Here is a 24,642-nt window from a genome sequence, read left to right as displayed (position 1 = left end):
TGGCGATAGCATCACCACGGTCTGTCTGAATGACCGTGGTGATGCTATCGCCAGCAAGCAGGCTCCTACACTCTGATCTTCGAGGCCTGCATGTCTTTCGATCTCGCCGCACGCCTTGCTGCCCGTCGTGCCGAAAACCTTTATCGCCAGCGCCCACTGCTTGAAAGCCCTCAAGGCCCGGAAGTGGTGGTTGATGGTCAGCCATTGCTGGCGTTCTGTAACAACGATTACCTGGGCCTGGCCAATCACCCGCAAGTGATCGAAGCCTGGCGCGCCGGCGCGTCGCGTTGGGGCGTGGGCGGTGGTGCTTCACATCTGGTGATTGGCCACAGCGGCCCGCATCACGCGCTGGAAGAAGCCCTTGCCGAATTCACCGGACGTCCGCGCGCATTGCTGTTCACCACCGGCTACATGGCCAACCTCGGTGCGGTCACCGCATTGGTCGGGCAGGGCGATACGGTGCTGGAAGACCGGCTCAATCACGCGTCGTTGCTGGATGCCGGTTTGCTGTCCGGTGCGCGTTTCAACCGCTATCTGCATAACGACGCGGCCAGTCTGGCAAAACGCCTTGAGAAGGCCACCGGCAATACGCTGGTGGTCACCGACGGCGTGTTCAGCATGGACGGCGACATCGCCGATCTGCCGGCGCTGGCGCGGGAAGCCAAGGCCAAAGGCGCCTGGTTGATGGTCGATGACGCTCACGGCTTTGGTCCGCTGGGCGCCAATGGCGGTGGGGTCGTCGAGCATTTCGGCCTGAGTCAGGAGGACGTGCCGGTGTTGGTTGGCACCCTCGGCAAGGCGTTCGGTACGGCCGGTGCTTTTGTGGCTGGCAGTGAGGAGTTGATCGAGAGCCTGATCCAGTTCGCTCGCCCCTACATCTACACCACCAGCCAGCCGCCGGCACTGGCCTGCGCGACGCTTAAAAGCCTGGAATTGTTGCGCAGCGAACACTGGCGACGTGAGCATTTGCAGGCGCTGATTCGCCAGTTCCGCCAAGGCGCCGAGCAGATTGGCCTGGAGTTGATGGACAGCTTCACGCCGATTCAGCCGATCATGATTGGCGATGCCGGGCGCGCGGTCCGGCTGTCGCAGATGCTGCGTGAGCGTGGCTTGATGGTGACCGCGATCCGTCCACCGACCGTGCCTGCCGGCAGCGCCCGCTTGCGCGTAACCCTGACCGCCGCTCACAGCGAGGCGCAGGTGCAGCTATTGTTAAATGGACTGGCCGATTGTTTTCAACAACTGGGACCGGAGCCAAGCCATGCGTGATCGTCTGATTCTGCTGCCGGGCTGGGGTCTCGGGATTTCGCCGCTGGAACCCTTGGCGGCTGCCTTGCAAGGCTTGGATGAGCATCTGCGCGTCGAAATCGAACCACTGCCGGAACTGGAATCGAGCGACCTTGAAGAATGGCTCGATGAACTGGATTCGACGCTGCCCCAGGATGCCTGGCTCGGTGGCTGGTCATTGGGCGGCATGCTGGCGTCCGAATTGGCGGCGAAGCGTGGTGACCGTTGCTGCGGTTTGGTGACCCTGGCGAGTAATCCTTCTTTTGTCGCCCATGAGCAGTGGTCGAGCGGGATGCCCGGCGAGACCTTCGACGCGTTTCTGGCCGGTTGCAAAGTCGACCCAGGCATAACGTTGAAACGTTTCTCGCTGCTGTGCACCCAAGGTGCCGCAGACCCGCGCGGGCTATCGCGGCTGTTGCTCGCTGGCGCACCGCTTTCGTCTCCATCGGTGCTGATGAGCGGCCTGGAGTTGCTTGCACAGCTGGATACCCGGCAAGCGTTGCAGGCGTTTCGTGGTCCGCAATTGCACTTGTTCGGTGGCCTCGACGGATTGGTCCCGGCCGAAGCGGCGGGGGATTTGCTGGCGCTGCTGCCGGATGTCGAAATCGGTCTGATTGAACAGGCCAGCCACGCGTTTCTTCTGGAAGACCCCCATGGTGTGGCGGGGGCGATTCAGGCCTTTTTGCATGAGTCCGGTGATGACTGATTTGTCCCTTCCCAACCTGCCCGGCGGCTTGCCCGATAAACGCCAGGTAGCGGCGTCCTTTTCCCGAGCGGCAGCGAGCTACGACAGCGTGGCCGAATTGCAGCGCGACGTTGGCAATGAATTGTTGCGTCGCTTACCGGAGGATTTTGTCCCGGGTCGATGGCTGGACATGGGGTGTGGCACCGGGTATTTCAGCCGTGCGCTCGGTGAGCGTTTTCCTGCCGGCAACGGGCTGGCCCTTGATATCGCAGAGGGGATGCTCAATCACGCCCGTCCCTTGGGCGGCGCCAACCATTTCATCGCCGGTGATGCCGAACGCTTGCCGTTGCAGGATTCGACCTGCGACCTGGTCTTCTCCAGCCTGGCGGTGCAATGGTGCGCGGATTTCGCCTCGGTGCTCAACGAAGCGAATCGGGTGCTGAAACCGGGCGGTATTTTCGCGTTTGCTAGTCTGTGTGTAGGGACTCTGTACGAATTGCGCGACAGCTGGCGTCAGGTGGATGGCATGGTGCACGTCAACCGCTTCCGCGAGTTCGGTGTTTACCAGCAGCTTTGCGCGGGCAGTGGCTTGAAGGTCATCAGCCTTGAAACACATCCACATGTGTTGCATTACCCCGATGTCCGCAGCCTGACCCATGAGCTCAAGGCTCTCGGGGCGCATAACCTGAACCCCGGTCGGCCGGGCGGTTTGACCGGCAGGGCGCGAATCCTCGGCTTGATCGAGGCTTACGAGCAGTTTCGTCAGGCACAGGGACTGCCGGCGACTTATCAAGTGGTTTACGCCGTGCTGGAGAAACCCTTATGAGCGCAGCCTATTTCATCACCGGTACTGACACCGATGTCGGCAAGACCACCGTCGCCGCAGGTTTGCTGCATGCCGCGCGATTGGCGGGGTTGAGCACCGCGGCGGGTAAGCCGGTAGCCTCCGGGTGTGAGCTCACGCCCAAGGGGCTACGCAACGCCGATGCGCTGGCACTGCTGGCCGAATGCTCGATACCGTTGACCTACGATCAGGTCAATCCGGTCGCGTTCGAGCCGGCGATCGCACCGCATCTGGCGGCGCGGGAGGCCGGCGTGGCGTTGACCGTGCAATCGCTGCTGGCACCGATGCGGCAGATTCTCGATATGCGGGCGGACTTCACCTTGATCGAAGGCGCTGGCGGCTGGCGAGTGCCGTTGGCGGATCAAGACAATCTGTCAGATCTGGCCATGGCGCTGGATCTGCCGGTGATCCTGGTGGTCGGCGTGCGCCTGGGCTGCATCAACCATGCGCTGCTGACGGCCGAGGCAATTGCTCGCGATGGTTTGCAGTTGGCGGGGTGGGTGGCGAACATTATCGATCCGAAGACCTCGCGTCTTGAAGAGAACCTGGCGACGCTGGCCGAGCGCATTCCCGCGCCGTGCTTGGGGCGGGTGCCGAAACTCAAGTCGGTGACGGCCGAAGCGGTGGCCGAACATCTACAGCTGGATCTGCTGGACTGACGTTTCTGGCGTGGGTTTTACCTATGATAAGGCACTGTGCCATTAGTGTTTTTGTCGGGCCTTTTAGCGGCGTGTCTGGTTCAATGGCCGCTGTTGATCCTTTGTAGGACGAGTTCTCCCATGGAAATCTCAGGAAACACCGCTTTTTATGCCGGTCTGAGCACTATTCAGACAGGGCAGAACCGTGTCGATCAGGCTTCGGGGCAGATCGCCAACAACACCATCGAGCGTTCGGTCACCAGTCAGTCCTCCGAGGTTCAGGTCGATCGTCTACGCTCGGTAGACCGCAGCCAGCAATCGGATCTGGCCAGCAATGTGGTCGAGATGTCTCAAGGCAAGTTTCAGGTGGAACTTGGTGTCAAAGTCGCCAAGGCCTCCGATGAAATGCTCGGTACGTTGATCGATACCTTCGCCTGATTCCTCATTGAATTCACTACCCCAGCGCCGCGCCTGTTCGCGGCGTTTTTCTGCGTAAGTCCTTCTCCCTCAACTAATCTCTCCTACATGACGTGTTGCTCAATCAACGACGTTGCGCCACTGCGCGCCCAAGATTTTCATAGATCGAAGATGAACGGCAAAAGATCGGCGCTTGACAAGATTTGGGCGTAAACGTATGTTTCAAACAACTGTTTGACCGTTACAACAAATCACCACGGTCGTTCATTCCCGGTTACATCAGCAGAGGTTTATCGCTATGCCTGACTACAAGGCCCCCTTGCGTGATATTCGCTTCGTTCGTGACGAACTGCTCGGCTACGAAGCGCACTATCAGAGCCTTCCGGCTTGCCAGGACGCAACTCCGGACATGGTTGACGCCATTCTCGAAGAAGGCGCCAAGTTTTGTGAGCAGGTGCTGGCTCCGCTGAACCGCGTGGGTGACATCGAAGGCTGCACCTGGAGCGAGTCCGGCGTTAAAACTCCGACTGGCTTCAAAGAAGCCTACAAGCAATTCGTCGAAGGCGGCTGGCCAAGCCTGGCTCACGACGTAGAGCACGGCGGCCAGGGCTTGCCAGAGTCTCTGGGCCTGGCTGTCAGCGAAATGGTTGGCGAGGCCAACTGGTCGTGGGGCATGTACCCAGGCCTGTCCCATGGCGCGATGAACACCATTTCCGAACACGGCACGCCTGAGCAGCAAGAGGCTTACCTGACCAAACTGGTTTCCGGCGAATGGACCGGCACCATGTGCCTGACCGAACCGCACTGCGGCACTGACCTGGGCATGTTGCGCACCAAGGCTGAACCTCAGGCCGACGGCTCCTACAAAGTGTCCGGCACCAAGATCTTCATCTCGGCCGGTGAGCACGATATGGCCGACAACATCGTCCACATCGTTCTGGCACGTCTGCCGGACGCACCTGCCGGCACCAAAGGCATCTCGCTGTTCATCGTGCCGAAATTCCTGCCGAACGCAGATGGCTCGATCGGCGCGCGCAACGCTGTGAGCTGCGGTTCCCTGGAACACAAGATGGGCATCCACGGCAACGCCACCTGCGTGATGAACTTCGACGCGGCCACCGGTTACCTGATCGGCCCGGCGAACAAAGGCCTGAACTGCATGTTCACCTTTATGAACACCGCACGTCTGGGTACCGCGCTGCAAGGTCTGGCACACGCCGAGATCGGTTTCCAGGGCGGCCTGAAATACGCTCGCGATCGCCTGCAAATGCGCTCCCTGACTGGCCCGAAAGCGCCGGACAAAGCCGCTGACCCGATCATCGTTCACCCTGACGTACGCCGTATGCTGTTGACCATGAAGGCGTTCGCCGAAGGCAACCGTGCGATGGTTTACTTCACCGCCAAGCAAGTCGACATCGTCAAATACGGCGTCGATGAAGAAGAGAAGAAGAAAGCCGACGCATTGCTGGCCTTCATGACGCCGATCGCCAAAGCCTTCATGACTGAAGTCGGTTTCGAATCCGCCAACCACGGCGTGCAGATCTACGGTGGCCACGGCTTCATCGCCGAGTGGGGCATGGAGCAGAACGTTCGCGACAGCCGTATTTCGATGCTGTACGAAGGCACCACCGGCATTCAGGCACTCGACCTGCTAGGCCGTAAAGTGCTGATGACTCAAGGCGAAGCGCTCAAGGGCTTCACCAAGATCGTCCACAAGTTCTGCCAGAGCAACGAAGGCAATGACGCGGTCAAAGAGTTCGTCGAGCCATTGGCTGCGCTGAACAAAGAATGGGGCGAGCTGACCATGAAGGTCGGTATGGCGGCCATGAAAGATCGCGAAGAAGTCGGCGCAGCATCCGTGGACTACCTGATGTACTCCGGTTACGCCTGCCTGGCCTACTTCTGGGCTGACATGGCGCGTCTGGCGGCCGAGAAACTGGCTGCCGGTACCACCGAAGAGGCGTTCTACACCGCCAAGCTGCAGACTGCGCGCTTCTACTTCCAGCGCATCCTGCCGCGTACCCGCACTCACGTTGCAACCATGCTGTCGGGCGCCAACAACCTGATGGACATGAAAGAAGAAGACTTCGCACTGGGTTACTAAGCCCTACGCAGTCTCTTCACAAAGCCGCTGCTTCTTCGGAAACAGCGGCTTTTTTATGCCTGACGCAAACGATCACGTCTTTAAATATTCCTGACTAAAACGCTAAGAAGAACGACTTTGCTGCCGTTAAAGAGGCTGCGATGTGACACGTGTCACATTGCACGTGCTTAGCTGCTCCAAATGCAGGCACAATGCCATCTTTGTTTGCCGGGTCGGAGCTTTACCCTTGCCGCGTTCTTCCGCTGTACGTTTCAGCCATTTTTTGCCATCGCTGCTGTTGTTGCTCGCGGGGCTTGCGGCTGCCTACGTCAAGGATCTCAACGTCTTCTTCACTTCGCTGTTCAACGTGCTGCCCACTCTGGTGCTGTTGCTCGGCGGTGCGTATTGCGCGGTTTATCGACGTCAGCGTGAACTGTTTCTGATGGTCACGGTGTACATCGCCTACTTCCTGCTCGACACCCAGACCGACTATTACCGCGACAACGGCAAGGTTCGTGAAGACGCCGCGGTGGTGTTCCATCTGTGCTGTCTGTTGTTGCCGTTGCTGTTTGGCTTGTTCGCTGCCTGGCAAGAGCGTACTCACCTGTTCCAGGACATGGTGGCGCGTTTCGCTGTGTTGCTGGCGTTCGGCAGTGTGGCGCTGGGGCTGGAGCAAAGTTACCCACAGGCGCTGCTGATGTGGCTGTCGGAGATCCGCTGGCCGGCGTTGCATGGTGCGTGGATGAGCCTGATCCAATTGTCTTATCCCGTGTTCATCGCCTCGTTCCTGTTATTGGCCTGGCAATACTGGCGCAACCCAAGACCTTTGCACGCTGCGCAATTGGTGGGGCTGTTGGGATTGTTCTGGATGTTGCCGAAAACCTTCATCCTGCCCTTCACCCTCAACATCATGTGCAGCCAGGTGATGTTGATGATTGCCGCCGCAGTTGCCCATGAGGCCTATCAGATGGCTTTCCGCGACGAACTCACCGGCCTGCCGGGGCGTCGCGCCCTGAACGAGCGCATGCAACGGCTGGGGCGCAATTACGTGCTGGCCATGAGCGACGTCGACCACTTCAAGAAATTCAACGACACCCACGGCCACGATGTCGGCGACCAAGTGTTGCGTCTGGTCGCCAGCAAGCTGTCGAAAATCAGTGGTGGTGGTAGGGCATATCGCTACGGCGGTGAGGAATTTGCCTTGGTGTTCGCAGGCAAGACCCTCGAAGAGTGCATGCCGCATCTGGAGGTCATCCGCGAATCCATCGCCACTTACAACATCCAGCTGCGCAATCAGGACAGCCGTCCCCAGGATGACCAGCAGGGGCGCCAGCGTCGTGCAGGTTCGGGCGCCTCGAGTGTTTCGGTCACCGTCAGCATCGGCGTCGCCGAACGGCTGGAACAACGCACCCCTGAAGAAGTGCTCAAATCCGCCGACCAGGCGCTCTACAGCGCCAAGGGCGCGGGGCGAAACTGTGTGATGGCCTTCGGTCAGAACCGCCGTGGCGCAGTGCGCATGGACGCCGCCGCGGGTTGAGTGATGATGGCGCATTCAGCGTCTGGACTGTGATTGTGAGGTGTGATGCACGGCAGTAGGTTTGAGCCATCTGCTGCCGGAGAAATGACCATGCCCGAGTACAAAGCTCCCCTGCGCGACATGCGCTTTCTGATCGATCACGTCTTCGATTTTCACCGCAATTACGCCGCGCTGGGGGCCACCGATGCCAGCCCGGACATGGTCAATGCGATCCTCGAAGAAGGCGCGAAATTCTGTGAGAACGTTCTCGCACCGCTGAACCGCAGCGGCGACGAAGAAGGCTGCCATTTCGACAACGGTGTAGTCACAACGCCTACAGGTTTCAAGCAAGCATTCGCACAATACGTGGAAGGCGGCTGGCATGGTCTGGCGGCGGACCCGGCTTACGGTGGCCAGGGCCTGCCAAGTTCCTTGGGGCTGGTCATCAGCGAAATGGTCGGTTCCAGTAACACGTCCTGGGGCATGTACCCCGGCCTGACCCACGGTGCGATGTCGGCCATCCATGCCCATGGCACTGAAGAACAGAAACAGACCTACCTGAGCAAACTCACCGCAGGCCAATGGACCGGCACCATGTGCCTGACCGAAGCTCATTGCGGCACCGATCTGGGCATCATCAAGACCCGCGCCGTGCCTCAGGCCGACGGCAGTTACGCGATCTCCGGCAGCAAGATATTCATATCCGCCGGCGAACACGACATGAGTGACAACATCATTCATCTGGTGCTGGCCAAACTGCCGGACGCGCCAGCGGGGACCAAAGGTATTTCGCTGTTTATCGTGCCCAAATTCCTACCCAATGCCGAGGGCGAGGCGGGCGAGCGCAACGGCGTTTCCTGCGGCTCGATCGAACACAAAATGGGCATCAAGGCCTCGGCCACCTGCGTGCTGAATTTCGACGATGCCAAGGGCTTCTTGATCGGTGAGCCGAACAAGGGCCTGAACTGCATGTTCACCATGATGAACCACGCGCGGCTCGGCACCGGCATGCAAGGTTTGTGTCTGGGGGAGGCGAGCTTCCAGGGCGCGGTCAAATACGCCAACGACCGTCTGCAAATGCGCTCGCTGACCGGCCCGAAAGCGCCGGAAAAACCCGCCGACCCGATCATCGTGCATCCCGATGTGCGCAGGATGTTGTTGACCATGAAGGCCTTCAACGAAGGCAACCGGGCGCTGACTTACTTCACCGCACAGTTGCTGGACGCTGCGCATATGAGCCCGGATGAAACGGCGCGTCAGGACGCCGAGGATTTGCTGGCGTTCCTCACACCAATCTGCAAAGCCTTCATGACCGACACCGGGCTGGAGGTGACCAACCTTGGCATGCAGGTGTTTGGCGGCCACGGTTTCATTCGTGAGTGGGGCATGGAGCAGTTGGTTCGCGACTGCCGGATCGCGCCGATCTACGAAGGCACCAACGGCATTCAGGCGCTGGATCTGCTGGGGCGCAAAGTCCTTGGCAGTCAGGGAAAACTGCTGCGTGGTTTCACCAAAATCGTCCATAAGTTTTGTGCGGCAAACGCTGAGCATCCGCAACTCGGCAGCTATGTGGCGCAACTCAACGATTTGAATCAGCAGTGGGGCGAATTGACCACCAGGATCGGCATGGCGGCGATGAAAAATCCGGATGAAGTGGGTGCCGCCTCGGTGGATTACCTGATGTACAGCGGCTACATCATCCTCGGCTACCTGTGGCTACGCATGGCGCTGGTGGCTCAGGCGCAGTTGGATGCAGGCACTGGGGATGCCGATTACTGCCAGGGCAAACTGGCGACCAACGAGTTTTACTTCAAGCGTTTACTGCCGCGTACGGCTGCTCATCGGGCGGCCATCGAGGCGGGTAGCGACTGTTTGATGAAGTTGCCGGCGGAGTTGTTTGCACTTTAATCATTCAAATCAGCCATAAAGAAGCCCGCCTTGCTGCGGGCTTCTTTATGAAGAACAGCTCAGTGACTAAAAATAACAAATCGGTCATGGGCTGACCCTATGTGTCGTAAAAGTTGTTGAGGTACACTCGGACACAACGAAATCACTATTCCTACGAACCACCTGTTTAGATCTTGCGAGGTTTGCCATGGCTGACTACAAAGCGCCCCTGCGCGATATGCGCTTCGTCCTCAATGAAGTTTTCGAGGTCGCCAAACTCTGGGCCGAACTGCCTGCGCTCGCCGAGACCGTCGATGCTGAAACCGTCGAAGCCATTCTGGAAGAAGCCGGCAAGGTCACCAGCAAAAGCATCGCGCCCCTGAGCCGTGCGGCTGACGAAGAAGGTTGCCACTGGGCCGACGGTGCCGTCACCACCCCTGCCGGTTTCCCACAGGCGTATCAGACCTACGCTGAAGGCGGTTGGGTCGGTGTCGGTGGCGATCCGACCTACGGCGGCATGGGCATGCCCAAGGCCGTTTCGGCGCAGGTCGAAGAAATGGTCAACTCCGCCAGCCTGTCGTTCGGTCTGTACCCGATGCTGACCGCCGGCGCCTGCCTGTCGATCAACGCCCACGCCAGCGAAGAGCTGAAAGCCGCGTACCTGCCGAACATGTACGCCGGGGTCTGGGCCGGTTCGATGTGCCTGACCGAGCCGCACGCTGGTACTGACCTGGGGATTATCCGCACCAAGGCCGAACCTCAGGCTGACGGTTCCTACAAGGTCAGTGGTACCAAGATCTTCATCACCGGCGGCGAACACGACCTGACCGAGAACATCATCCACTTGGTACTGGCCAAGCTGCCGGACGCGCCAGCAGGGCCGAAAGGTATTTCGCTGTTCCTGGTGCCGAAGTTCACGGTCAATGCCGACGGCAGCCTCGGTGCGCGCAACCCGGCGACCTGCGGTTCGATCGAACACAAGATGGGTATCCAGGCGTCCGCAACCTGCGTGATGAACTTCGACGAAGCCGTGGGTTACCTGGTCGGCGAGCCGAACAAAGGCCTGGCGGCGATGTTCACCATGATGAACTACGAGCGTCTGGGCGTCGGCATCCAGGGCCTGGCCTCGGGTGAACGTTCCTACCAGAACGCTATTGAATACGCTCGCGACCGCCTGCAGAGCCGTTCGCCGACCGGCGCGCAGAACAAGGACAAAGTGGCTGACCCGATCATCGTCCACCCGGACGTGCGTCGCATGCTGCTGACCATGAAAGCCTCGAACGAAGGCGGCCGTGCATTTTCCACTTACGTGGCGATGCAACTGGACACCGCCAAGTTCAGCGAAGACGCCACCACCCGCAAGCGCGCAGAAGACCTGGTCGCACTATTGACGCCTGTTGCCAAGGCATTCCTGACCGATTTGGGGCTGGAAACCACAGTTCATGGCCAGCAGATTTTTGGCGGCCACGGCTACATCCGTGAGTGGGGCCAGGAGCAACTGGTTCGTGACGTGCGCATCACGCAGATCTACGAAGGCACCAATGGTATTCAGGCGCTGGACCTTGTCGGGCGCAAGATCGTCGGCAGCGGCGGGGCGTTCTACAAACTGTTCGCTGACGAGATTCGTCATTTCACCGCGACGGCCAGTGCTGATTTGGCGGAGTTCACCAAACCGCTGAACGATGCAGTGGGCACCCTCGACGATCTGACCGCATGGCTGCTGGACCGGGCTAAAAACAACCCGAACGAAATCGGCGCTGCTTCGGTCGAGTATCTACAAGCATTCGGTTACACCGCCTATGCCTACATGTGGGCACTGATGGCCAAGGCAGCCTTCGGCAAGGAAGCGCAGGACGATTTCTACGCGAGCAAGCTCGGTACGGCGCGGTTCTATTTCGCCCGTCTGCTGCCGCGTATTCACTCGTTGAGCGCGTCGGTAAAGGCGGGGAGTGAGTCGCTGTTCCTGTTGGACGCAGGACAATTCTGACCCTGTAACGTCATGTAAGCATTCTCTTACATGGCGTGCTGCTGTTTTCCCATATGCGCAGATTGGATCCAGAGCTAATCTACTTCACATGGACGTCGCGCAGGAAGCGCAAAGCAACAACACGGACACGTAGGATTCTGCCAGGACGGCGGAGTGAAATGGATGTCAGGGAAACAGTCTGCAAAGCCCCGCTTCGGCGGGGTTTTCTTTTGCCTGCAAAAAAGTTCAGCTCAACCCATCCAGGGCCGTCGGGCTACGCAAGTGTTCATCCATCACCTCTTCCAGCAATGTCCGCAACAACGCCAGCGAAGCCTGTTGCCGCTGCACATCCCGACACACCAACCCCACCTTCAGCGGCACCCGCGGCTCACTCAGTGGTTTCCACAGCAACTCTTGGTCGCCATGGGTCTTTTGCGAGCGTCCGGGCAGCACAGTCGCCAGCCGCGTGTGCGGCAGGCTGTCGAGAATCCCCGCCATGTTGTTCAGCTCGGCCTGCACCTGCGGCCGGCGCCCAAGACTGGCCAGTTGTGCCTGCCAGATCTGCCGCACCTGAAACTCTTCACCCAACAGCAACATGGGCAACTCGGCGGCCTGGCTCATGGAGACCTTCTTGAATTCGCGCAACGGATGGTCCGCCGGGATGACAAGGGTCAGCTCATCTTCGTACAACGGTACGCCGTGCAAACCCGGCTGACGGGGCGGCAGGTAACTGATCCCGATGTCCAGCGAACCATTGAGTAGTCGCCGCTCGATTTCCAGGCCGGTCAGTTCATAGATCTGCACCACCAGATGCGGCTGTGCCTTGCGCACGCGTTCGAGCATTTGCGGCACCAGGCTGGAGTGGACGGTCTGCAGCACGCCAATGGCCAAGGTTCGCAGCGCCTTGCCCTTGAAATTGCCCAAGGCTTCGCGCGCGCGTTGCAAGCCATCGAGCAAGGGCAGGGCATGGTTGTACAACGTGTGGGCCGCCAGGGTTGGCAGCAGACGTTTGCTGCTGCGTTCGAACAGGCTCACATCGAGGTTCTGTTCGAGTTGGCGGATCTGCTGGGACAACGCTGGCTGGGAGATAGACAGCCGCTCGGCGGCCCGACCGACGTGGCCCTCTTCGTAGACCGCGACGAAATAACGCAGTTGTTTGAAATCCATAAGCAATACTTATCGAAAATGCTGAGAAATCGAAATGGCTCAGTGCCTTGCCTACGCCTAGTCTAACCGCATTCACAAGGCTTACAGGGCCATAAAGCACGATGAATACCGTTTACAGCGATGGTGTTTACATAGGCAAGGCAAAAAACCTCGGACGAGGTTTTATCCGATGAATCTGTTCAACCTGCGACGCAAGCCACCGAGCCTTGATGACCTGGCGATGGACACTTCCCTGCCGGCCAGAAGCGACAACTTTTCCAGCGAGTGCCTGATGCCCAGTGTCGAACGACCGAAACAGATTTTCGTGCGTGGCCAAGGCTCCTGGTTGTGGGACAGCGATGACCGCGCTTACCTGGATTTCTCACAGGGTGGCGGCGCCAATAGCCTCGGACATAGCCCTTCAGCACTGGTCAAAGCGATTTCGGAACAGGCTCAGTCGCTGATCAATCCGGGTTTCGGACTGCACAACCGCGGCATGCTCAACCTCGCCGACCGGCTCTGCGCCAGTACCGGCAGTGACCAGGCGTACCTGCTCAACAGTGGCAGCGAAGCCTGTGAAGCGGCGATCAAACTGGCGCGCAAATGGGGCCAGCAACATCGTGGCGGCGCTTCGCGGATCATTGTGGCCAGCAAAGGTTGTCATGGCCGTAGTCTCGGGACGATTTCTGCGTCGGACAGTTCGAATCTGACCAATCGATTCGATCCACAGTTGCCGGGCTTCAGTCATGTCCCGTTCAATGACCTGCCCGCCTTGCATGCGGCCGTGGATGCCCAGACGGTCGCGATCATGCTCGAACCGATCCAGAGCGAGGCCGGGGTGATTCCCGCTACCGAGCACTACCTCAAGGGCGTCGAGCGCTTGTGTCGTGAGCTTGGCATTCTGCTGATATTTGACGAAGTGCAAACCGGCGTCGGTCGCTGCGGCACATTGCTTGCCGAACAGTCCTACGGCGTACGGGCAGATATCGTGGTGCTCGGCAAAGGGCTCGGCGGTGGCGTGCCATTGGCGGCATTGTTGGCGCGAGGCAAGGCCTGTTGTTTCGAAATCGGCGAAATGAGCGGCACTCATCATGGCAATGCGTTGATGAGTGCCGCCGGGCTTGTCGTGCTCGACAGCGTGCAAGACAAGGGCTTTCTCGATCATATGCGGGAAACCGCTCAGCATCTGGGCGAAGGTCTGAGTCGTCTGGCCCATCGCTATGGTCACGGCGAATTGCGCGGGCAAGGGCTGCTCTGGGGGCTCGATCTGTCCGACGATTCGGCCGACGCCGTAGTCAAGGCTGCGTTGTACGAAGGCTTACTGCTCAATGCCCCACAACCCGATTGCCTGCGCTTTACCCCGGCCCTTACGGTCAGCAAGGCCAATATCGACGAAATGCTCCTGCGCCTGGCCCGCGCCTTCTCCCGCGTACGCACCGCGCAACTGCAGTGTCGAAAAGGTATTGCGGTCTGATCAGACCCGCCCTACACGAATTTCCGAACCGTCTCGCGGTATAACGCAGCGCCCCACGTTTGATTCTTTTCGCGTGGGGCGTTTTTTTGTCTCTGCGTTTTGCCGAAGGCATTTCAGTGCTTGAGCGATAGCAGGATCAATGGTTGCCCGCGAATGGGGCACTACGATTTCAGTCCGCCAACTCCATCACCCGCCGATAAAACAACCATTCCTGTTCCAGCGCATGGGCCTGGTTGCCGGCCTTGCGAAAGCCATGGCGTTCGTCGGCGTAGTAATGCGCTTCGACCAGAATGCCGTTGTCCTGTAATGCCTTGACCATGTCGCGGGTCTGTTGCGGCACCACCACGGCGTCCAGTTCACCCTGAAAGAAGATCATCGGAACGCTGATGTTGTGCGCGTGCAGCAGCGGCGTGCGCGCGGCGTAGCGTTCAGCGTCCTCTACCGGGTCACCGATCAACCAGTCCAGATAATCGCCTTCGAACTTGTGGGTGACGCGGCCCAGCGCAACGGGATCGCTGACGCCATACAGGCTGGCGCCCGCACGAAAGATCTTGTGAAAGGCCAATGCGCACAATGCGGTGTACCCGCCGGCGCTGCCACCACGGATAAACGCTTTATCGCCGTCGATCAGTCCGCGCCCGGCCAGGTAGCCGACTACTGCGCAGGCATCTTCCACGTCCACGTCGCCCCAGCTCAAATGCAGCGCCTGGCGATAAGCGCGGCCGTAACCACTGCTACCCCGGTAATTAAGGTCGGCCACGGCGAAGCCCCGTTGTGCCCAATACTGGATTCGCGGGTCGAACATCGGATAACAGGCTGAAGTCGGTCCGCCGTGAATGAACACCACCAAGGGCGGTTTCGTACCGTCGTTCATTGCCGGGTAGAAGAACCCGTGGGCCTCGCCCGAACCGCTCGGATAACGCAGGGTTTGCGGGCGGCTGATCTGATCGGCCGGCAGGGGGACAACGCCACCGGCGAGGGTCTTTATCTGCCGGGTCTTGCGGTCAATGGCAATCACCGACGCCGAACTGACTGGTGAAGCGGCGATGCAGTAGATGAACTGGTCATCCTGTGCGAGATGGCGGAAGCGGCTGTAGTCGCCCGTGAAATCCTCACGGGAGCCATCGCCATGACAAAGCCCCAGTCGCCCAAAACCCTCTTCGGTCCAACTCGCCAGATAAGTGTCTTCGCTCAACGGTAACCAGGTGCAACCACCCAATTGCCAGGGCGCCGGTCCATGGTCGGCAGCAGCGCTCGGGAGTGGGCTCAGACCGTCGGCCGACTCCACCCACGGCTGCCAGAAACCGCCGCGATCGGTCAGACAATACAGACGGCCGCTGTCATCGAATCTCGGTTGTTGCAGTGACTCCTGAGGACCGTCGCCGGCCACACAGCGCGGCGACGCAAAGGTGTGATTGCTCTGGCGTTCGGCAACCATCAGGCGAGTCGCGGTCCAGGGCTGATCCGGGCGATTCCACTCGATCCAGGCCAGTCGCCGGCCATCGGGGCTCAGGGTCGGTGCCGCGTAGAAATCGGCACCCTCGGCCAGCAGATGGCGTCGGCCATCTGCCAGATCGATCGCCACCAGGCGATGCCGATCGCGGTTCTCTTCCACCGCCAGCACTTGCCCGTTGGCGAACTGCAGATCGCCGTAACGGCATTCACTTGAAGTCAGCACCTCAGGTGTCTCATCGCTCAGTGATTGCCGATACAGCTGCTGATCGGCCTCGTTGACGAACACCAGCCCGTCATCGGTCAGACAAAACGCGCCACCGCCATATTCGTACACTCGGCTGCGCGCACTGAACGTGGGTGGCGTCAGGCAATGGGCCTGACCGTCGCGCCACTGCCAGACTCGGCAGGCAGCATCTTCGGGGCGGTACTCGTTCCAGAACAGGCCATGTGGCCCGACCTGCAACTCGGCGAAGTCGATGCCGGCCGCGACGGCCCTGGCGGCGCTCAAGGGTTCAGCTTTTGGCGATGAGGCGTGAGTTTCGTTCATTGCGAAAGGCCAGTTGTTCGATGGTCTGGGTCGCGTGCTCGGCTTCTTCGCGGGCCTTGAGGATCACGCCGTGATGTTTCGACTTGCTGCACACCGGGTCGGCATTGCTCGCGTCACCCGTGAGCATGAACGCCTGGCAACGGCAGCCGCCGAAGTCCTTTTCTTTCTCGTCGCAGGAGCGGCACGGCTCGGGCATCCAGTCGTAACCGCGAAAGCGGTTGAAGCCGAACGAGTCGTACCAGATGTGCTGCATGCTGTGGTCGCGCACGTTGGGAAACTGCACCGGCAGCTGTCGGGCGCCATGACAGGGCAGGGCGGTTCCGTCTGGTGTGACCGTCAGAAAAATACTGCCCCAGCCGTTCATGCAGGCTTTCGGACGTTCTTCGTAATAGTCCGGCGTCACGAAAATCAGCTTGCACGGATGCCCTTCGGCTTCCAGTTTGGCGCGGTATTCGTTGGTGATGCGTTCGGCGCGAACCAGTTGCTCTTTGGTCGGCAACAGGCCGACCCGATTGAGCTGCGCCCAGCCGTAGAACTGGCACGTCGCGAGTTCGACGAAGTCTGCCTCAAGGGCAATGCACAGCTCGATGATCCGGTCGATCTTGTCGATGTTGTGCCGATGGGTGACGAAGTTCAGCACCATCGGATAGCCGTGTGCTTTCACCGCACGGGCCATTTCGAGTTTTTGCGCGAAGGCCTTTTTCGAGCCGGCCAGCAGATTGTTCACCTGCTCGTCGCTGGCTTGAAAACTGATCTGGATGTGGTCCAGGCCGGCCTTTTTGAAGTCGCTGATTTTCTGCTCGGTGAGGCCGATGCCGGAGGTGATCAGGTTGGTGTAGAACCCCAGTTTGCGCGCCTCAGCGATCAACTCGGCGAGGTCCTGGCGTACCAAGGGCTCACCGCCGGAAAAGCCCAACTGCGCCGCGCCCATTTCCCGGGCTTCGCGAAAGACTTTGATCCACTGCTCGGTGGTCAACTCCCGGCCTTGCTCGGCGAAATCCAGTGGATTGGAGCAATACGGGCATTGCAGCGGGCAGCGGTAGGTCAATTCGGCCAGCAGCCACAGCGGCAGGCCGATGTCGGGCTTGGGCGGTAACTTGCCTGACATGGAATCAGGCAAGTTCGATCCAGTGCTGAGCACGGGCGACCTCCATGAATTGCTCGATGTCGTCACCGAGCTCGGGCACGCCGGGGAACTGTTTGTCGAGCTCGGCGATGATTGCCGCGACATCCCGCTGGCCATCGATCAAGCCGCCGATCAGCGCGGCGCTATCGTTGAGTTTGATCATGCCTTCGGGGTAGAGCAACACATGGCCTTTTTGCGCCGGTTCGTACTGGAAACGGTAGCCGGGACGCCAGGTCGGGGTTTTGCTGCGATCAAAACTCATAAGGTGATTCCTTTATGCCAGACCCGCTGTTCGGTCACGCTGTGGTACGGCGGGCGGTTCAGTTCGTAGGCCATGCTCATGGCGTCGAGCATGCTCCAAAGAATGTCCAGTTTGAACTGGAGAATTTCCAGCATGCGCTCCTGGCCTTCCCGCGTGGTGTAGTGCTGCAACGTGATTGCCAGACCGTGCTCCACATCTCGGCGAGCCTGGCCCAGGCGCGTACGGAAATATTCGTAACCGGCCGGGTCGATCCACGGGTAATGCTGCGGCCAACTGTCGAGGCGCGATTGGTGGATCTGCGGCGCGAACAACTCGGTCAATGAGCTGCTGGCGGCTTCCTGCCAACGGGCCCGGCGGGCGAAGTTGACATAGGCATCCACGGCGAAACGCACGCCGGGCAGCACCAGTTCCTGGGAGCGCAACTGATCCGGGTCGAGGCCGACCGCTTGCCCAAGACGCAACCAGGCTTCGATACCGCCGTCTTCACCGGGGGCGCCGTCATGGTCCAGCAGGCGCTGAATCCACTCGCGACGGATTTCGCGGTCCGGGCAGTTGGCCAGGATCGCGGCGTCCTTGAGCGGGATGTTCACCTGATAGTAAAAGCGGTTGGCGACCCAGCCCTGGATCTGCTCGCGCGTCGCCCGGCCTTCATACATCGCCACGTGATACGGGTGATAGATGTGGTAATAGGCGCCCTTGGCGCGCAGGGCCGCTTCGAATTCGGCGGGGGACATTGGGGTATCAGTCATTGCGGTTCTCCGGGAACAACCGGTGGATTCTTTGGTGTCTGGTCTGACGCCTTCGCGGGCAGGCCTGCTCCCACGGGGATAGCGCTATCCTTGTGGGAGCGTGGTTGGCCCGCGAAGAGGCCATCCGCTACAGCACAATACTCATGCCGTCATAAGCCACTTCAACTTCACGACGGGCCAGCTCCGCACGCTCTGGCGAATCCTCATCGAGAATCGGGTTGGTGTTGTTGATGTGGATAAGCACTTTGCGCTGCTTGGGCAGTTGTTCCAGCACTTCGAGCATGCCGCCGGGGCCGTTCTGCGCCAGGTGGCCCATTTCCCGACCCGTGCGCGTGCCGACACCACGGCGCTGCATCTCGTCGTCGTCCCACATCGTACCGTCCACCAACAGGCAATCGCTGCTGGCCATGATCTTCAGCAGTGGAGCATCGACCTTGCCCAGGCCCGGTGCGTAGAACAGTTTACCGCCGGTGCTCAGGTCTTCGACGATCAGGCCGATGTTGTCGCCCGGATGCGGGTCGAAGCGGTGCGGCGAGTAGGGTGGGGCGGCGCTACGCAGGGGCAGTGGGGTGAAACGCAGATTCGGGCAGGCCGGGACGGTGAAGCTCTGATCGAGTTCGATACGGTTCCAGTTCAACCCGCCGTTCCAGTGGGTCAGCATGGTGAACAACGGGAACCCGGTACTCAGGTCTTCATGGACCATGTCAGTGCACCAGACCTGATGCGGGCAACCTTCGCGCAGGCTGAGCAGGCCGGTGGTGTGGTCGATCTGGCTGTCCATCAGGATGATTGCGCTGATGCCGGTATCACGCAGCGCGCGTCCCGGCTGCATCGGCGCGAAACTCTGGAGCTGGGCGCGGATGTCCGGCGAAGCATTGCACAGCACCCAGTTCACGCCATCATCGGAAATCGCGATGGACGACTGGGTACGCGCTTCGGCCCGCAGGCTGCCGTCGCGAAAACCTGCGCAGTTCGCGCAGTTGCAGTTCCACTGGGGGAAACCGCCGCCGGCGGCGGAACCTAGAATCTGGACAAACATGGCCGCTCCATCATTGAAAACTGAAAATAAAAACGCCCCGGCAAGCCGAGGCGTAGCACTGCATTCTCTACCAAACGGCAGAGCTTAGCGGCTTGCGAAGTACATGGTGACTTCGAAGCCGATACGCAGGTCGGTGTAAGCAGGTTTGGACCAGGACATAGGAGCGCTCCTTCAGGTGGATGGGACAGTTGAGGCCTATACATATAGTCCACCTCCAGTCGGAGATGTTCAGATAGTTAGGTGGCTATGTTACTCAAAATTACAGAACGATTGGCTGCGAATCTTTGAGAAAGCTAATTGCAGCGCCGGTAATGATCATTTTGCCACTTGCCAGCGCGTAGTCGGGCAAGGTCCGCTGGCCAGACAGCGCCAGCCACCTTCGGCCCTATTCAGTCGCTGTGCCGCGGCCAGCAAGGCTTTGCGGTCGATCATCAGAATCGCTTGAGGTAGAAGGCCCAGATAATCCGACGAGTGGCCGGCCAGTTTGCCTTGCCAGAGCAGTTCGGCGGCCTGGGTGTTGGGCAGGGCGGTGCTGTCGAATTGATCGGCCAAGGCTTGGCGTTGGGCGATGAAGGTCAGCTCATCGATGCTTTCGATCATCCTTTCGAGCTCGCCGAGGAATTGTTCGATGTGTTGCAACAAGTCCAGAGGCGCGACGCTCGGCGATTGCACGCCGAACAACAGCCCGGTCTGACCGTTGATCTGGCGCAGGCCGCTGAACACCGCGTAACCGAGTTGCAGCTCCACCCGCAAACGTTGATAGAACGGTGTCTGGCACAGGTGTGTGAGCAAGCGCCAGGCAGCTTCGTCGGCGATGTCATGGGTTGCCGTCGGACAAAAGAGTAACAGCGCGTGTTCGCTGGAGCCGGTATCGACGGCGCTCCAGAGATGCTGTGAGCCGATCGATAGAGGTGATGTCGATTGATGGTCTGGCGTTCCCTGCACACGACTCAAGGCCAACCCCATCGCCGCTTGCGTCTGGGCCGACAATCCGGTCGCCAGGCCATCCCAGCGCGCACTCGACCAGAGTTGCTGCAAGTCATCCGAGGCTGCGGTGTGCTCAGTGCATAGATCGGGCAACGCCTTGAGCAGCTGTCGAATCGGCATCAATGGGGTGGCCGTCGGTGCTTCCTGTAAGAAACGCGCATCAGGTTTTGTCAGCGCTTTCAGCACATGTTCGAGGACTGTTGGCATCGGCTCCTGCAGGCCCGTCAGTTTCAGCAGCCATTCATTGCCCGATGCGCTGAAGGAAACGTCGACACCGGCCTGACGTGCCTCTTCGCGCAACGGCAGCAGGTTGTTTTCCAGATGCGACTGTAGGCCGTTGTGAGGCGCGGACTCCAGGCGCCAGCGCAGATACACCGCGCCTTCATCCGTGTTGTCCGGCAACGCCTGACTGAACTGCATCGGCGAACGTTCGCGGCGACTGCGCGAGCGATCCTGGGCAAAGGTCCGCAGGCCACGGTGGGCGCTGGTCTGGCCGCGAATCAAGCCGGCATTCGGGGCTGGAGTATCGGTACGCAAAAACGGGTTGGGGGTCGGCAGTTGCCACTGGCCGGTGAAGTTATCCTCAGCGCCGATTTGTTGCAGGATTGCCTTGAGGGCGACAACGCCCTGTTCGGACAACCCTGGTTCAAGTTGCTCGCTGTCCCGTTGGACCAGTTGCAAGGCGCTGCTGACTTGTTGTTGGCGCTGCTGCAGGGCTGCGTATTCTTCGCGCAATTGGGCCCAATCCTGACGGGAGGCAAAAAAGCCCAGCCAATCCAGAAGCCGTTCGCGGATCACGCTGCCCGATTGCGTGGCGTTTGCGGGCTGCGTGAATTCGATGTGCAGCAAGGCTTGCCCGGCGTAGCAGTAGAGCGGCGCGGCTTTCAGGTTGTCTGCCAGCCCGCTGTCTCGCAGCTGCGCCAACAGGCCGCCGGGTTTTGCGGCGGTCAGCCAATGGCACAGGAATGCCAGCGCTTCGGGCGATGAGTCGGGCAGCCCTTCGAAGGTGAACAGCAGATCCAGTCGACGTTCTCCAGCCTGTTGATAACTATTGGCCGATGAATCCATCAACAGGCTGGGCTTTGCCTGGGGGACTTTTTCACCGGCGGGAATGGCAAGGGCAAACGCCTGCGCCGCCCCTTTCAATGCTTCGAGGCTCTGCGGGCCGGCCAGGCTCAGCGTCATCTGCCCGGTCTGATAAAACTGCTGATAAAAGTCCTTCAACGCTTGCTGAAACTCGGGCTGTGGAATCGGCAGGCTGTAACGGTTGCCAGCATGAAACGCCCGCAACGGGTGAGCCGCCGAGAGCCCATCGAACAGCGCGAATTGCTGTTGGGCTGTGGCATCCCGCGACCAGGCGACAAATTCAGCGTGTAGCACTTCCCGTTCGCGCCGCTGATCATCCGGATTCATACGCGGATGGGCGAGCATGTCTGACAGACGCTCCAGCCCAGCGCTGAACGCCTGGGGCGGCAGTTCGAAAAAGAAGTCCGTCGTCCGTTCGCTGGTTCGCGCGTTTACCTGCCCGCCATGACCTTGTACGTAGGCCATCAGCCCTTGCTCTGCAGGAAAGCGCTCCGTACCCAGGAACAGCAAATGCTCAAGAAAGTGCGCCAGCCCCGGCCAGGCCGGTGGCACGTCGTGACTGCCGGCAGCGACCCGCAACGCCGCGGCGCAGCGCTTCAAACCGGGAGCATGACGCAGCGTCACCCGCAGACCGTTGGCCAGGGTTTCAGTGTGAAGGTGGGGGTGATTCAGCGCAGGCATGAGCACTTCCAGAACAGAGAAGCGCTAATGCTAGCGGATTAGGGGGCGTTCTCAATGAGTTTCCACACTGCGCCGGGGAAACTGATTGAGAACGCCCCCTAAGTGGATCAGCGCTTGTTCAGCGCGCCGTAAAGCTCGGGACGGCGATCGAGGAAGTAGCGATTGGCAGCGCGGGAATCAACCATCAGCTGGCGATCCAGCTCACCAACAATCAGTGCTTCATCAAGACCGGCCTGGGCGATACGGCTGCCATCCGGCGCGGCGATGCTGCTCTGGCCGCAATACTGGATCTCGCCCTCGCTCCCACAGTAGTTGGCGTAAGCCACATAACACTGGTTTTCGAAGGCCCGGGCGCGGACGGTGACGTCGGCGATGAAATCGTAGGGAATCATGTTCGCCGTCGGCACCAGGATCAGCTCGGCACCGGCTAACGCCAGGCGCCGGGCGTTTTCCGGGAACTCCAGGTCGTAGCAGATCAAAAAGCCAAGCTTCCAGCCATTGAGTTCAACCAACGGAAACTCATCCGGCCCAGGGCTGAACATCGAGTGATCGAGGTCACCGAACAGATGAGTCTTGCGGTAGTTGCACAGCCGCTCGCCATTGGCGTCGATCAACTGCACGGCGTTGTAGATCTGCCCGTCCTCGGTACGCTCGGGGTAGCCATACAGAATGGCGATCCCGGCTGCCTTGGCGATGCGCGCGATTTGCTGCGCCGATTCACCGTTGTGCACCTCCGCCAGCACGCTGACGGCGTCTATGCCGATGTTGTAGCCGGTCAGGAACATCTCCGGCACCACCAGCAAATCCGCGCCCTTGGCCTCCAGCGCCAGTTGATGCAGGCGTTGCAGGTTGCCTGCGACATCCAGGGGCAGCGGTGGACATTGGTAAAGGGCTACGCGCATTTCGGATTCCTCTTACTCGGGCAGGGCGATCGGACCGATCTCGTTGAACACATCTCCTGGACCCGGGTTTTCAGCGTGAGTTTCACCGCCGAAGTGTTTCATGATGCCCCACACCGCGTTGAGCGAGGTCTGCACCGCGCCTTCAACCCACGCCGGTGTCCATGAAACGTCATCGCCGGCGATGAAAATCCCGCGTTGCTCGGGCGGCATGTCGTCCTGCATGAAGTGCGCGTACATGCGCTGGTTGTAGCGGTAGTGACCGGGCAGGGCGCCCTTGAAGGCCCCGAGGAAATGCGGGTCGGCTTCCCACGACACGGTGATCGGATCGCCGATGATCCGCGCGGCGATGTCGACTTTCGGGTAGATCTTCTTCAACGCATCTAGCGCCAGCTTCACGCGCTTTTCCACTGGCTGTGGAAGCATTTTCAGGGCGTCGCTCATCCATGAGTACGACAGGCAAATCACCCCAGGCTTGTCGTCGCCGTTATCGAACAAGTACGTGCCACGGGTCAGGCGATCAGTGAGGGTCATGCTCATCAGGTCGCGGCCGGTTTCCGGGTCTTTGTCCTTCCAGAACGGGCGGTCGACCATCACGAAAGTTTTCGACGACTGCATGTAGCGGGTACGGTCCAGGGCCATCCACATCTTTTGCGAGAACAGGCTCTCGTCGCATTCGATCTGGGTGGTCAGCAGCCAGCTCTGGCAAGTGGTCAGCACCGCTGCGTATTCGCGGGTGTCGCCCCAGTTGTCGGTGACCGCAAAACGGCCGCCTGCCGCGTGGGCAATTTTCTTCACGCCGGTACGCGGTGCGCCGTTGTGCAGCGAGCTGAGGCTGGTGCCTTCAGGCCAGTGCACGCAACGCTCCGGCACATGGCGCCAGATGCCTTGCGGCACTTGTTCCACGCCGCCGACCACCAGGTGCTGGTGATCGTCGCAGTTGGTCATCACTACGCGGAAGATTTCCAGCATCGAGTTGGGGAAGTCCGAGTCCCAGCCACCGGTGCCGAAACCGACCTGGCCGAACACTTCGCGGTGATGGAACGATAGCTTGGCGAAGGCTTTGGAGGTGGCGACGAAATCGTAGAACGTGCGGTCGTCCCACAACGGCACGAGGGTGTTCCACAATTCCTTGAGGCGCGGCACGTCGCGATCGCGGATCGCCTGCTGGATCTCGCCGAAGCGCGAACCGTCTTCCAGGGCATCGGCCCAGGCGTCAGCGACTTCCTGGAACAGTGCGGGAAGATCCGCCAGTTTCTGTGCGTAATGGGTTTTGCCTTCCAGATCGATCACTGTGCTGCCAGACGCGGGGGTCAGCGGGTTCGGGAAGGGCTTGGTCTCGAGGCCGAGCTTGTCGACGTAGTGGTAAAACGCAGTGGACGACACCGGGAAGCGCATGCCGCCGAGCTCGGCGATGATGCCTTCGGCACCATTGAACGCTTGGGAGCGTAGACGACCGCCCATTTTCGAGGCTTCGTAGACGACCGGTTTGAGGCCCAGTTTCATCAGTTCATAGGCGGCCACCAGACCGGCAATGCCAGCCCCGACGATCGCCACTTCGGCGCCGTGATTGTGCGCTGGAATGCTCCCCAGGCCGGCTGGGTGCTCGATCCAGTCGTCGAAGGCGAAAGGAAAATCCGGGCCGAAAATAGTGACTGGTTTTTTACCGTCTGCAGGATGGCGATTGTTCTTGTTCATGGCTGACCTTGCTGGCGACCCGACGCAGGATGCGCGTCTGAGTATAGGAAAAGATGGCAGCCATTCTAGAGAGCGTAGAACACGTTAATAAGACGCAATGTGTCGTCGTTTTGCTAATTGTTTTATCAATATGACGATGTATCACTACATATTGTAGGTGTGAGCAGTGC

20 protein-coding genes are annotated in these 24,642 nt (G+C 60.0%); 10 read left to right on the top strand and 10 right to left on the bottom strand.

Annotated elements, in window-relative coordinates; translation table 11 throughout:
* The first annotated feature begins 90 nt into the window (after positions 1 to 90).
* The 9 genes from bioF (at position 91) to JUI81_RS17670 (ending at position 11,344) form a co-directional block, all read left to right on the top strand.
* Positions 91 to 1,269 carry an 8-amino-7-oxononanoate synthase gene (gene bioF, locus JUI81_RS17710; protein WP_204124749.1) on the top strand — a complete coding sequence of 393 codons (1,179 nt, stop codon included), beginning with the start codon at positions 91 to 93 and terminating at the stop codon, positions 1,267 to 1,269.
* A complete protein-coding gene (locus JUI81_RS17705; protein WP_019580705.1) occupies positions 1,262 to 1,993 on the top strand; it encodes an alpha/beta fold hydrolase in 732 nt (243 codons plus the stop codon). Before bioF ends, JUI81_RS17705 begins: the two co-directional genes overlap by 8 nt.
* Entirely contained in the window at positions 1,986 to 2,798 is an 813-nt protein-coding gene (gene bioC / locus JUI81_RS17700; RefSeq protein WP_028940262.1) for a malonyl-ACP O-methyltransferase BioC, read from the top strand. The genes JUI81_RS17705 and bioC overlap by 8 nt, the downstream gene beginning before the upstream one ends.
* Positions 2,795 to 3,475 (top strand): dethiobiotin synthase, encoded by a 681-nt coding sequence (gene bioD / locus JUI81_RS17695; protein ID WP_204124748.1) that lies wholly within the window; start codon positions 2,795 to 2,797, stop codon positions 3,473 to 3,475. The genes bioC and bioD overlap by 4 nt, the downstream gene beginning before the upstream one ends.
* 120 nt (positions 3,476 to 3,595) lie before the next feature.
* On the top strand, positions 3,596 to 3,892 hold the full coding sequence (locus tag JUI81_RS17690) for a hypothetical protein (RefSeq protein ID WP_007936482.1): 297 nt from the start codon (positions 3,596 to 3,598) through the stop codon (positions 3,890 to 3,892).
* Positions 3,893 to 4,169: 277 nt separating this feature from the next.
* Positions 4,170 to 5,975: a phenylacyl-CoA dehydrogenase gene (locus JUI81_RS17685; protein WP_019580708.1), complete on the top strand. Its 1,806-nt coding sequence runs from the start codon at positions 4,170 to 4,172 to the stop codon at positions 5,973 to 5,975.
* Positions 5,976 to 6,201: 226 nt separating this feature from the next.
* The gene (locus tag JUI81_RS17680; protein WP_018928822.1) at positions 6,202 to 7,491 is read left to right on the top strand and encodes a GGDEF domain-containing protein; all 1,290 of its coding nucleotides are present in this window, start codon (positions 6,202 to 6,204) and stop codon (positions 7,489 to 7,491) included.
* 90 nt (positions 7,492 to 7,581) lie between these two features.
* On the top strand, positions 7,582 to 9,378 hold the full coding sequence (locus tag JUI81_RS17675) for an acyl-CoA dehydrogenase C-terminal domain-containing protein (RefSeq protein ID WP_204124747.1): 1,797 nt from the start codon (positions 7,582 to 7,584) through the stop codon (positions 9,376 to 9,378).
* 187 nt (positions 9,379 to 9,565) lie between these two features.
* On the top strand, positions 9,566 to 11,344 hold the full coding sequence (locus tag JUI81_RS17670; RefSeq protein WP_204124746.1) for an acyl-CoA dehydrogenase C-terminal domain-containing protein: 1,779 nt from the start codon (positions 9,566 to 9,568) through the stop codon (positions 11,342 to 11,344).
* A gap of 225 nt (positions 11,345 to 11,569) precedes the next feature.
* Here JUI81_RS17670 and JUI81_RS17665 read toward each other — a convergent pair whose 3' ends face one another.
* Positions 11,570 to 12,490 carry a LysR family transcriptional regulator gene (locus tag JUI81_RS17665; protein ID WP_028940266.1) on the bottom strand — a complete coding sequence of 307 codons (921 nt, stop codon included), beginning with the start codon at positions 12,488 to 12,490 and terminating at the stop codon, positions 11,570 to 11,572.
* Between the two features lie 169 nt (positions 12,491 to 12,659).
* Here JUI81_RS17665 and JUI81_RS17660 point away from each other — a divergent pair, with 169 nt between their 5' ends.
* A complete protein-coding gene (locus JUI81_RS17660; protein WP_019580713.1) occupies positions 12,660 to 13,943 on the top strand; it encodes an aspartate aminotransferase family protein in 1,284 nt (427 codons plus the stop codon).
* A gap of 169 nt (positions 13,944 to 14,112) precedes the next feature.
* Here the strand turns inward: JUI81_RS17660 and JUI81_RS17655 are convergent, their stop codons facing one another.
* The 9 genes from JUI81_RS17655 to JUI81_RS17615 all read right to left on the bottom strand — a co-directional run bounded on the left by JUI81_RS17655 (position 14,113) and on the right by JUI81_RS17615 (position 24,472).
* Positions 14,113 to 15,945, bottom strand: coding sequence for a S9 family peptidase (locus JUI81_RS17655; protein ID WP_204124745.1), 1,833 nt, complete (start codon positions 15,943 to 15,945; stop codon positions 14,113 to 14,115).
* Positions 15,911 to 17,053: a pyrroloquinoline quinone biosynthesis protein PqqE gene (gene pqqE / locus JUI81_RS17650; protein ID WP_204124808.1), complete on the bottom strand. Its 1,143-nt coding sequence runs from the start codon at positions 17,051 to 17,053 to the stop codon at positions 15,911 to 15,913. The genes JUI81_RS17655 and pqqE overlap by 35 nt, the downstream gene beginning before the upstream one ends.
* 4 nt (positions 17,054 to 17,057) lie before the next feature.
* Positions 17,058 to 17,333: a pyrroloquinoline quinone biosynthesis peptide chaperone PqqD gene (gene pqqD, locus JUI81_RS17645; RefSeq protein ID WP_019580716.1), complete on the bottom strand. Its 276-nt coding sequence runs from the start codon at positions 17,331 to 17,333 to the stop codon at positions 17,058 to 17,060.
* A complete protein-coding gene (gene pqqC / locus JUI81_RS17640) occupies positions 17,330 to 18,082 on the bottom strand; it encodes a pyrroloquinoline-quinone synthase PqqC (RefSeq protein ID WP_007936521.1) in 753 nt (250 codons plus the stop codon). The genes pqqD and pqqC overlap by 4 nt, the downstream gene beginning before the upstream one ends.
* Positions 18,083 to 18,209: 127 nt before the next feature.
* Positions 18,210 to 19,121 (bottom strand): pyrroloquinoline quinone biosynthesis protein PqqB, encoded by a 912-nt coding sequence (gene pqqB, locus JUI81_RS17635; RefSeq protein WP_018928830.1) that lies wholly within the window; start codon positions 19,119 to 19,121, stop codon positions 18,210 to 18,212.
* A gap of 84 nt (positions 19,122 to 19,205) precedes the next feature.
* Positions 19,206 to 19,280 carry a pyrroloquinoline quinone precursor peptide PqqA gene (gene pqqA / locus JUI81_RS17630; protein WP_009045898.1) on the bottom strand — a complete coding sequence of 25 codons (75 nt, stop codon included), beginning with the start codon at positions 19,278 to 19,280 and terminating at the stop codon, positions 19,206 to 19,208.
* A 156-nt stretch (positions 19,281 to 19,436) separates the two neighbouring features.
* Entirely contained in the window at positions 19,437 to 21,875 is a 2,439-nt protein-coding gene (gene pqqF, locus JUI81_RS17625) for a pyrroloquinoline quinone biosynthesis protein PqqF (RefSeq protein WP_204124744.1), read from the bottom strand.
* Positions 21,876 to 21,982: 107 nt separating this feature from the next.
* Positions 21,983 to 22,777 (bottom strand): carbon-nitrogen hydrolase family protein, encoded by a 795-nt coding sequence (locus tag JUI81_RS17620; protein WP_204124743.1) that lies wholly within the window; start codon positions 22,775 to 22,777, stop codon positions 21,983 to 21,985.
* A gap of 12 nt (positions 22,778 to 22,789) precedes the next feature.
* The gene (locus JUI81_RS17615; RefSeq protein WP_018928833.1) at positions 22,790 to 24,472 is read right to left on the bottom strand and encodes an NAD(P)/FAD-dependent oxidoreductase; all 1,683 of its coding nucleotides are present in this window, start codon (positions 24,470 to 24,472) and stop codon (positions 22,790 to 22,792) included.
* Positions 24,473 to 24,642 lie beyond the last annotated feature (170 nt).

The sequence above is a fragment of the Pseudomonas sp. 008 genome, assembly GCF_016861935.1.
Taxonomy (GTDB): domain Bacteria; phylum Pseudomonadota; class Gammaproteobacteria; order Pseudomonadales; family Pseudomonadaceae; genus Aquipseudomonas.
Note: the sequence above shows the minus strand (reverse complement) of the source record. Positions and strands in the feature narration are given on the sequence as shown.

Bases quoted from the DNA above. Each gene is read 5' to 3' on its own strand.
- bioF (WP_204124749.1), top strand. From the start codon at position 91: ATGTCTTTCGATCTCGCCGCACGCCTTGCTGCCCGTCGTGCCGAAAAC.
- JUI81_RS17705 (WP_019580705.1), top strand. From the start codon at position 1,262: ATGCGTGATCGTCTGATTCTGCTGCCGGGCTGGGGTCTCGGGATTTCG.
- bioC (WP_028940262.1), top strand. From the start codon at position 1,986: ATGACTGATTTGTCCCTTCCCAACCTGCCCGGCGGCTTGCCCGATAAA.
- bioD (WP_204124748.1), top strand. From the start codon at position 2,795: ATGAGCGCAGCCTATTTCATCACCGGTACTGACACCGATGTCGGCAAG.
- JUI81_RS17690 (WP_007936482.1), top strand. From the start codon at position 3,596: ATGGAAATCTCAGGAAACACCGCTTTTTATGCCGGTCTGAGCACTATT.
- JUI81_RS17685 (WP_019580708.1), top strand. From the start codon at position 4,170: ATGCCTGACTACAAGGCCCCCTTGCGTGATATTCGCTTCGTTCGTGAC.
- JUI81_RS17675 (WP_204124747.1), top strand. From the start codon at position 7,582: ATGCCCGAGTACAAAGCTCCCCTGCGCGACATGCGCTTTCTGATCGAT.
- JUI81_RS17670 (WP_204124746.1), top strand. From the start codon at position 9,566: ATGGCTGACTACAAAGCGCCCCTGCGCGATATGCGCTTCGTCCTCAAT.
- JUI81_RS17665 (WP_028940266.1), bottom strand. From the start codon at position 12,490: ATGGATTTCAAACAACTGCGTTATTTCGTCGCGGTCTACGAAGAGGGC.
- JUI81_RS17660 (WP_019580713.1), top strand. From the start codon at position 12,660: ATGAATCTGTTCAACCTGCGACGCAAGCCACCGAGCCTTGATGACCTG.
- JUI81_RS17655 (WP_204124745.1), bottom strand. From the start codon at position 15,945: ATGAACGAAACTCACGCCTCATCGCCAAAAGCTGAACCCTTGAGCGCC.
- pqqE (WP_204124808.1), bottom strand. From the start codon at position 17,053: ATGTCAGGCAAGTTACCGCCCAAGCCCGACATCGGCCTGCCGCTGTGG.
- pqqD (WP_019580716.1), bottom strand. From the start codon at position 17,333: ATGAGTTTTGATCGCAGCAAAACCCCGACCTGGCGTCCCGGCTACCGT.
- pqqC (WP_007936521.1), bottom strand. From the start codon at position 18,082: ATGACTGATACCCCAATGTCCCCCGCCGAATTCGAAGCGGCCCTGCGC.
- pqqB (WP_018928830.1), bottom strand. From the start codon at position 19,121: ATGTTTGTCCAGATTCTAGGTTCCGCCGCCGGCGGCGGTTTCCCCCAG.
- pqqF (WP_204124744.1), bottom strand. From the start codon at position 21,875: ATGCCTGCGCTGAATCACCCCCACCTTCACACTGAAACCCTGGCCAAC.
- JUI81_RS17620 (WP_204124743.1), bottom strand. From the start codon at position 22,777: ATGCGCGTAGCCCTTTACCAATGTCCACCGCTGCCCCTGGATGTCGCA.
- JUI81_RS17615 (WP_018928833.1), bottom strand. From the start codon at position 24,472: ATGAACAAGAACAATCGCCATCCTGCAGACGGTAAAAAACCAGTCACT.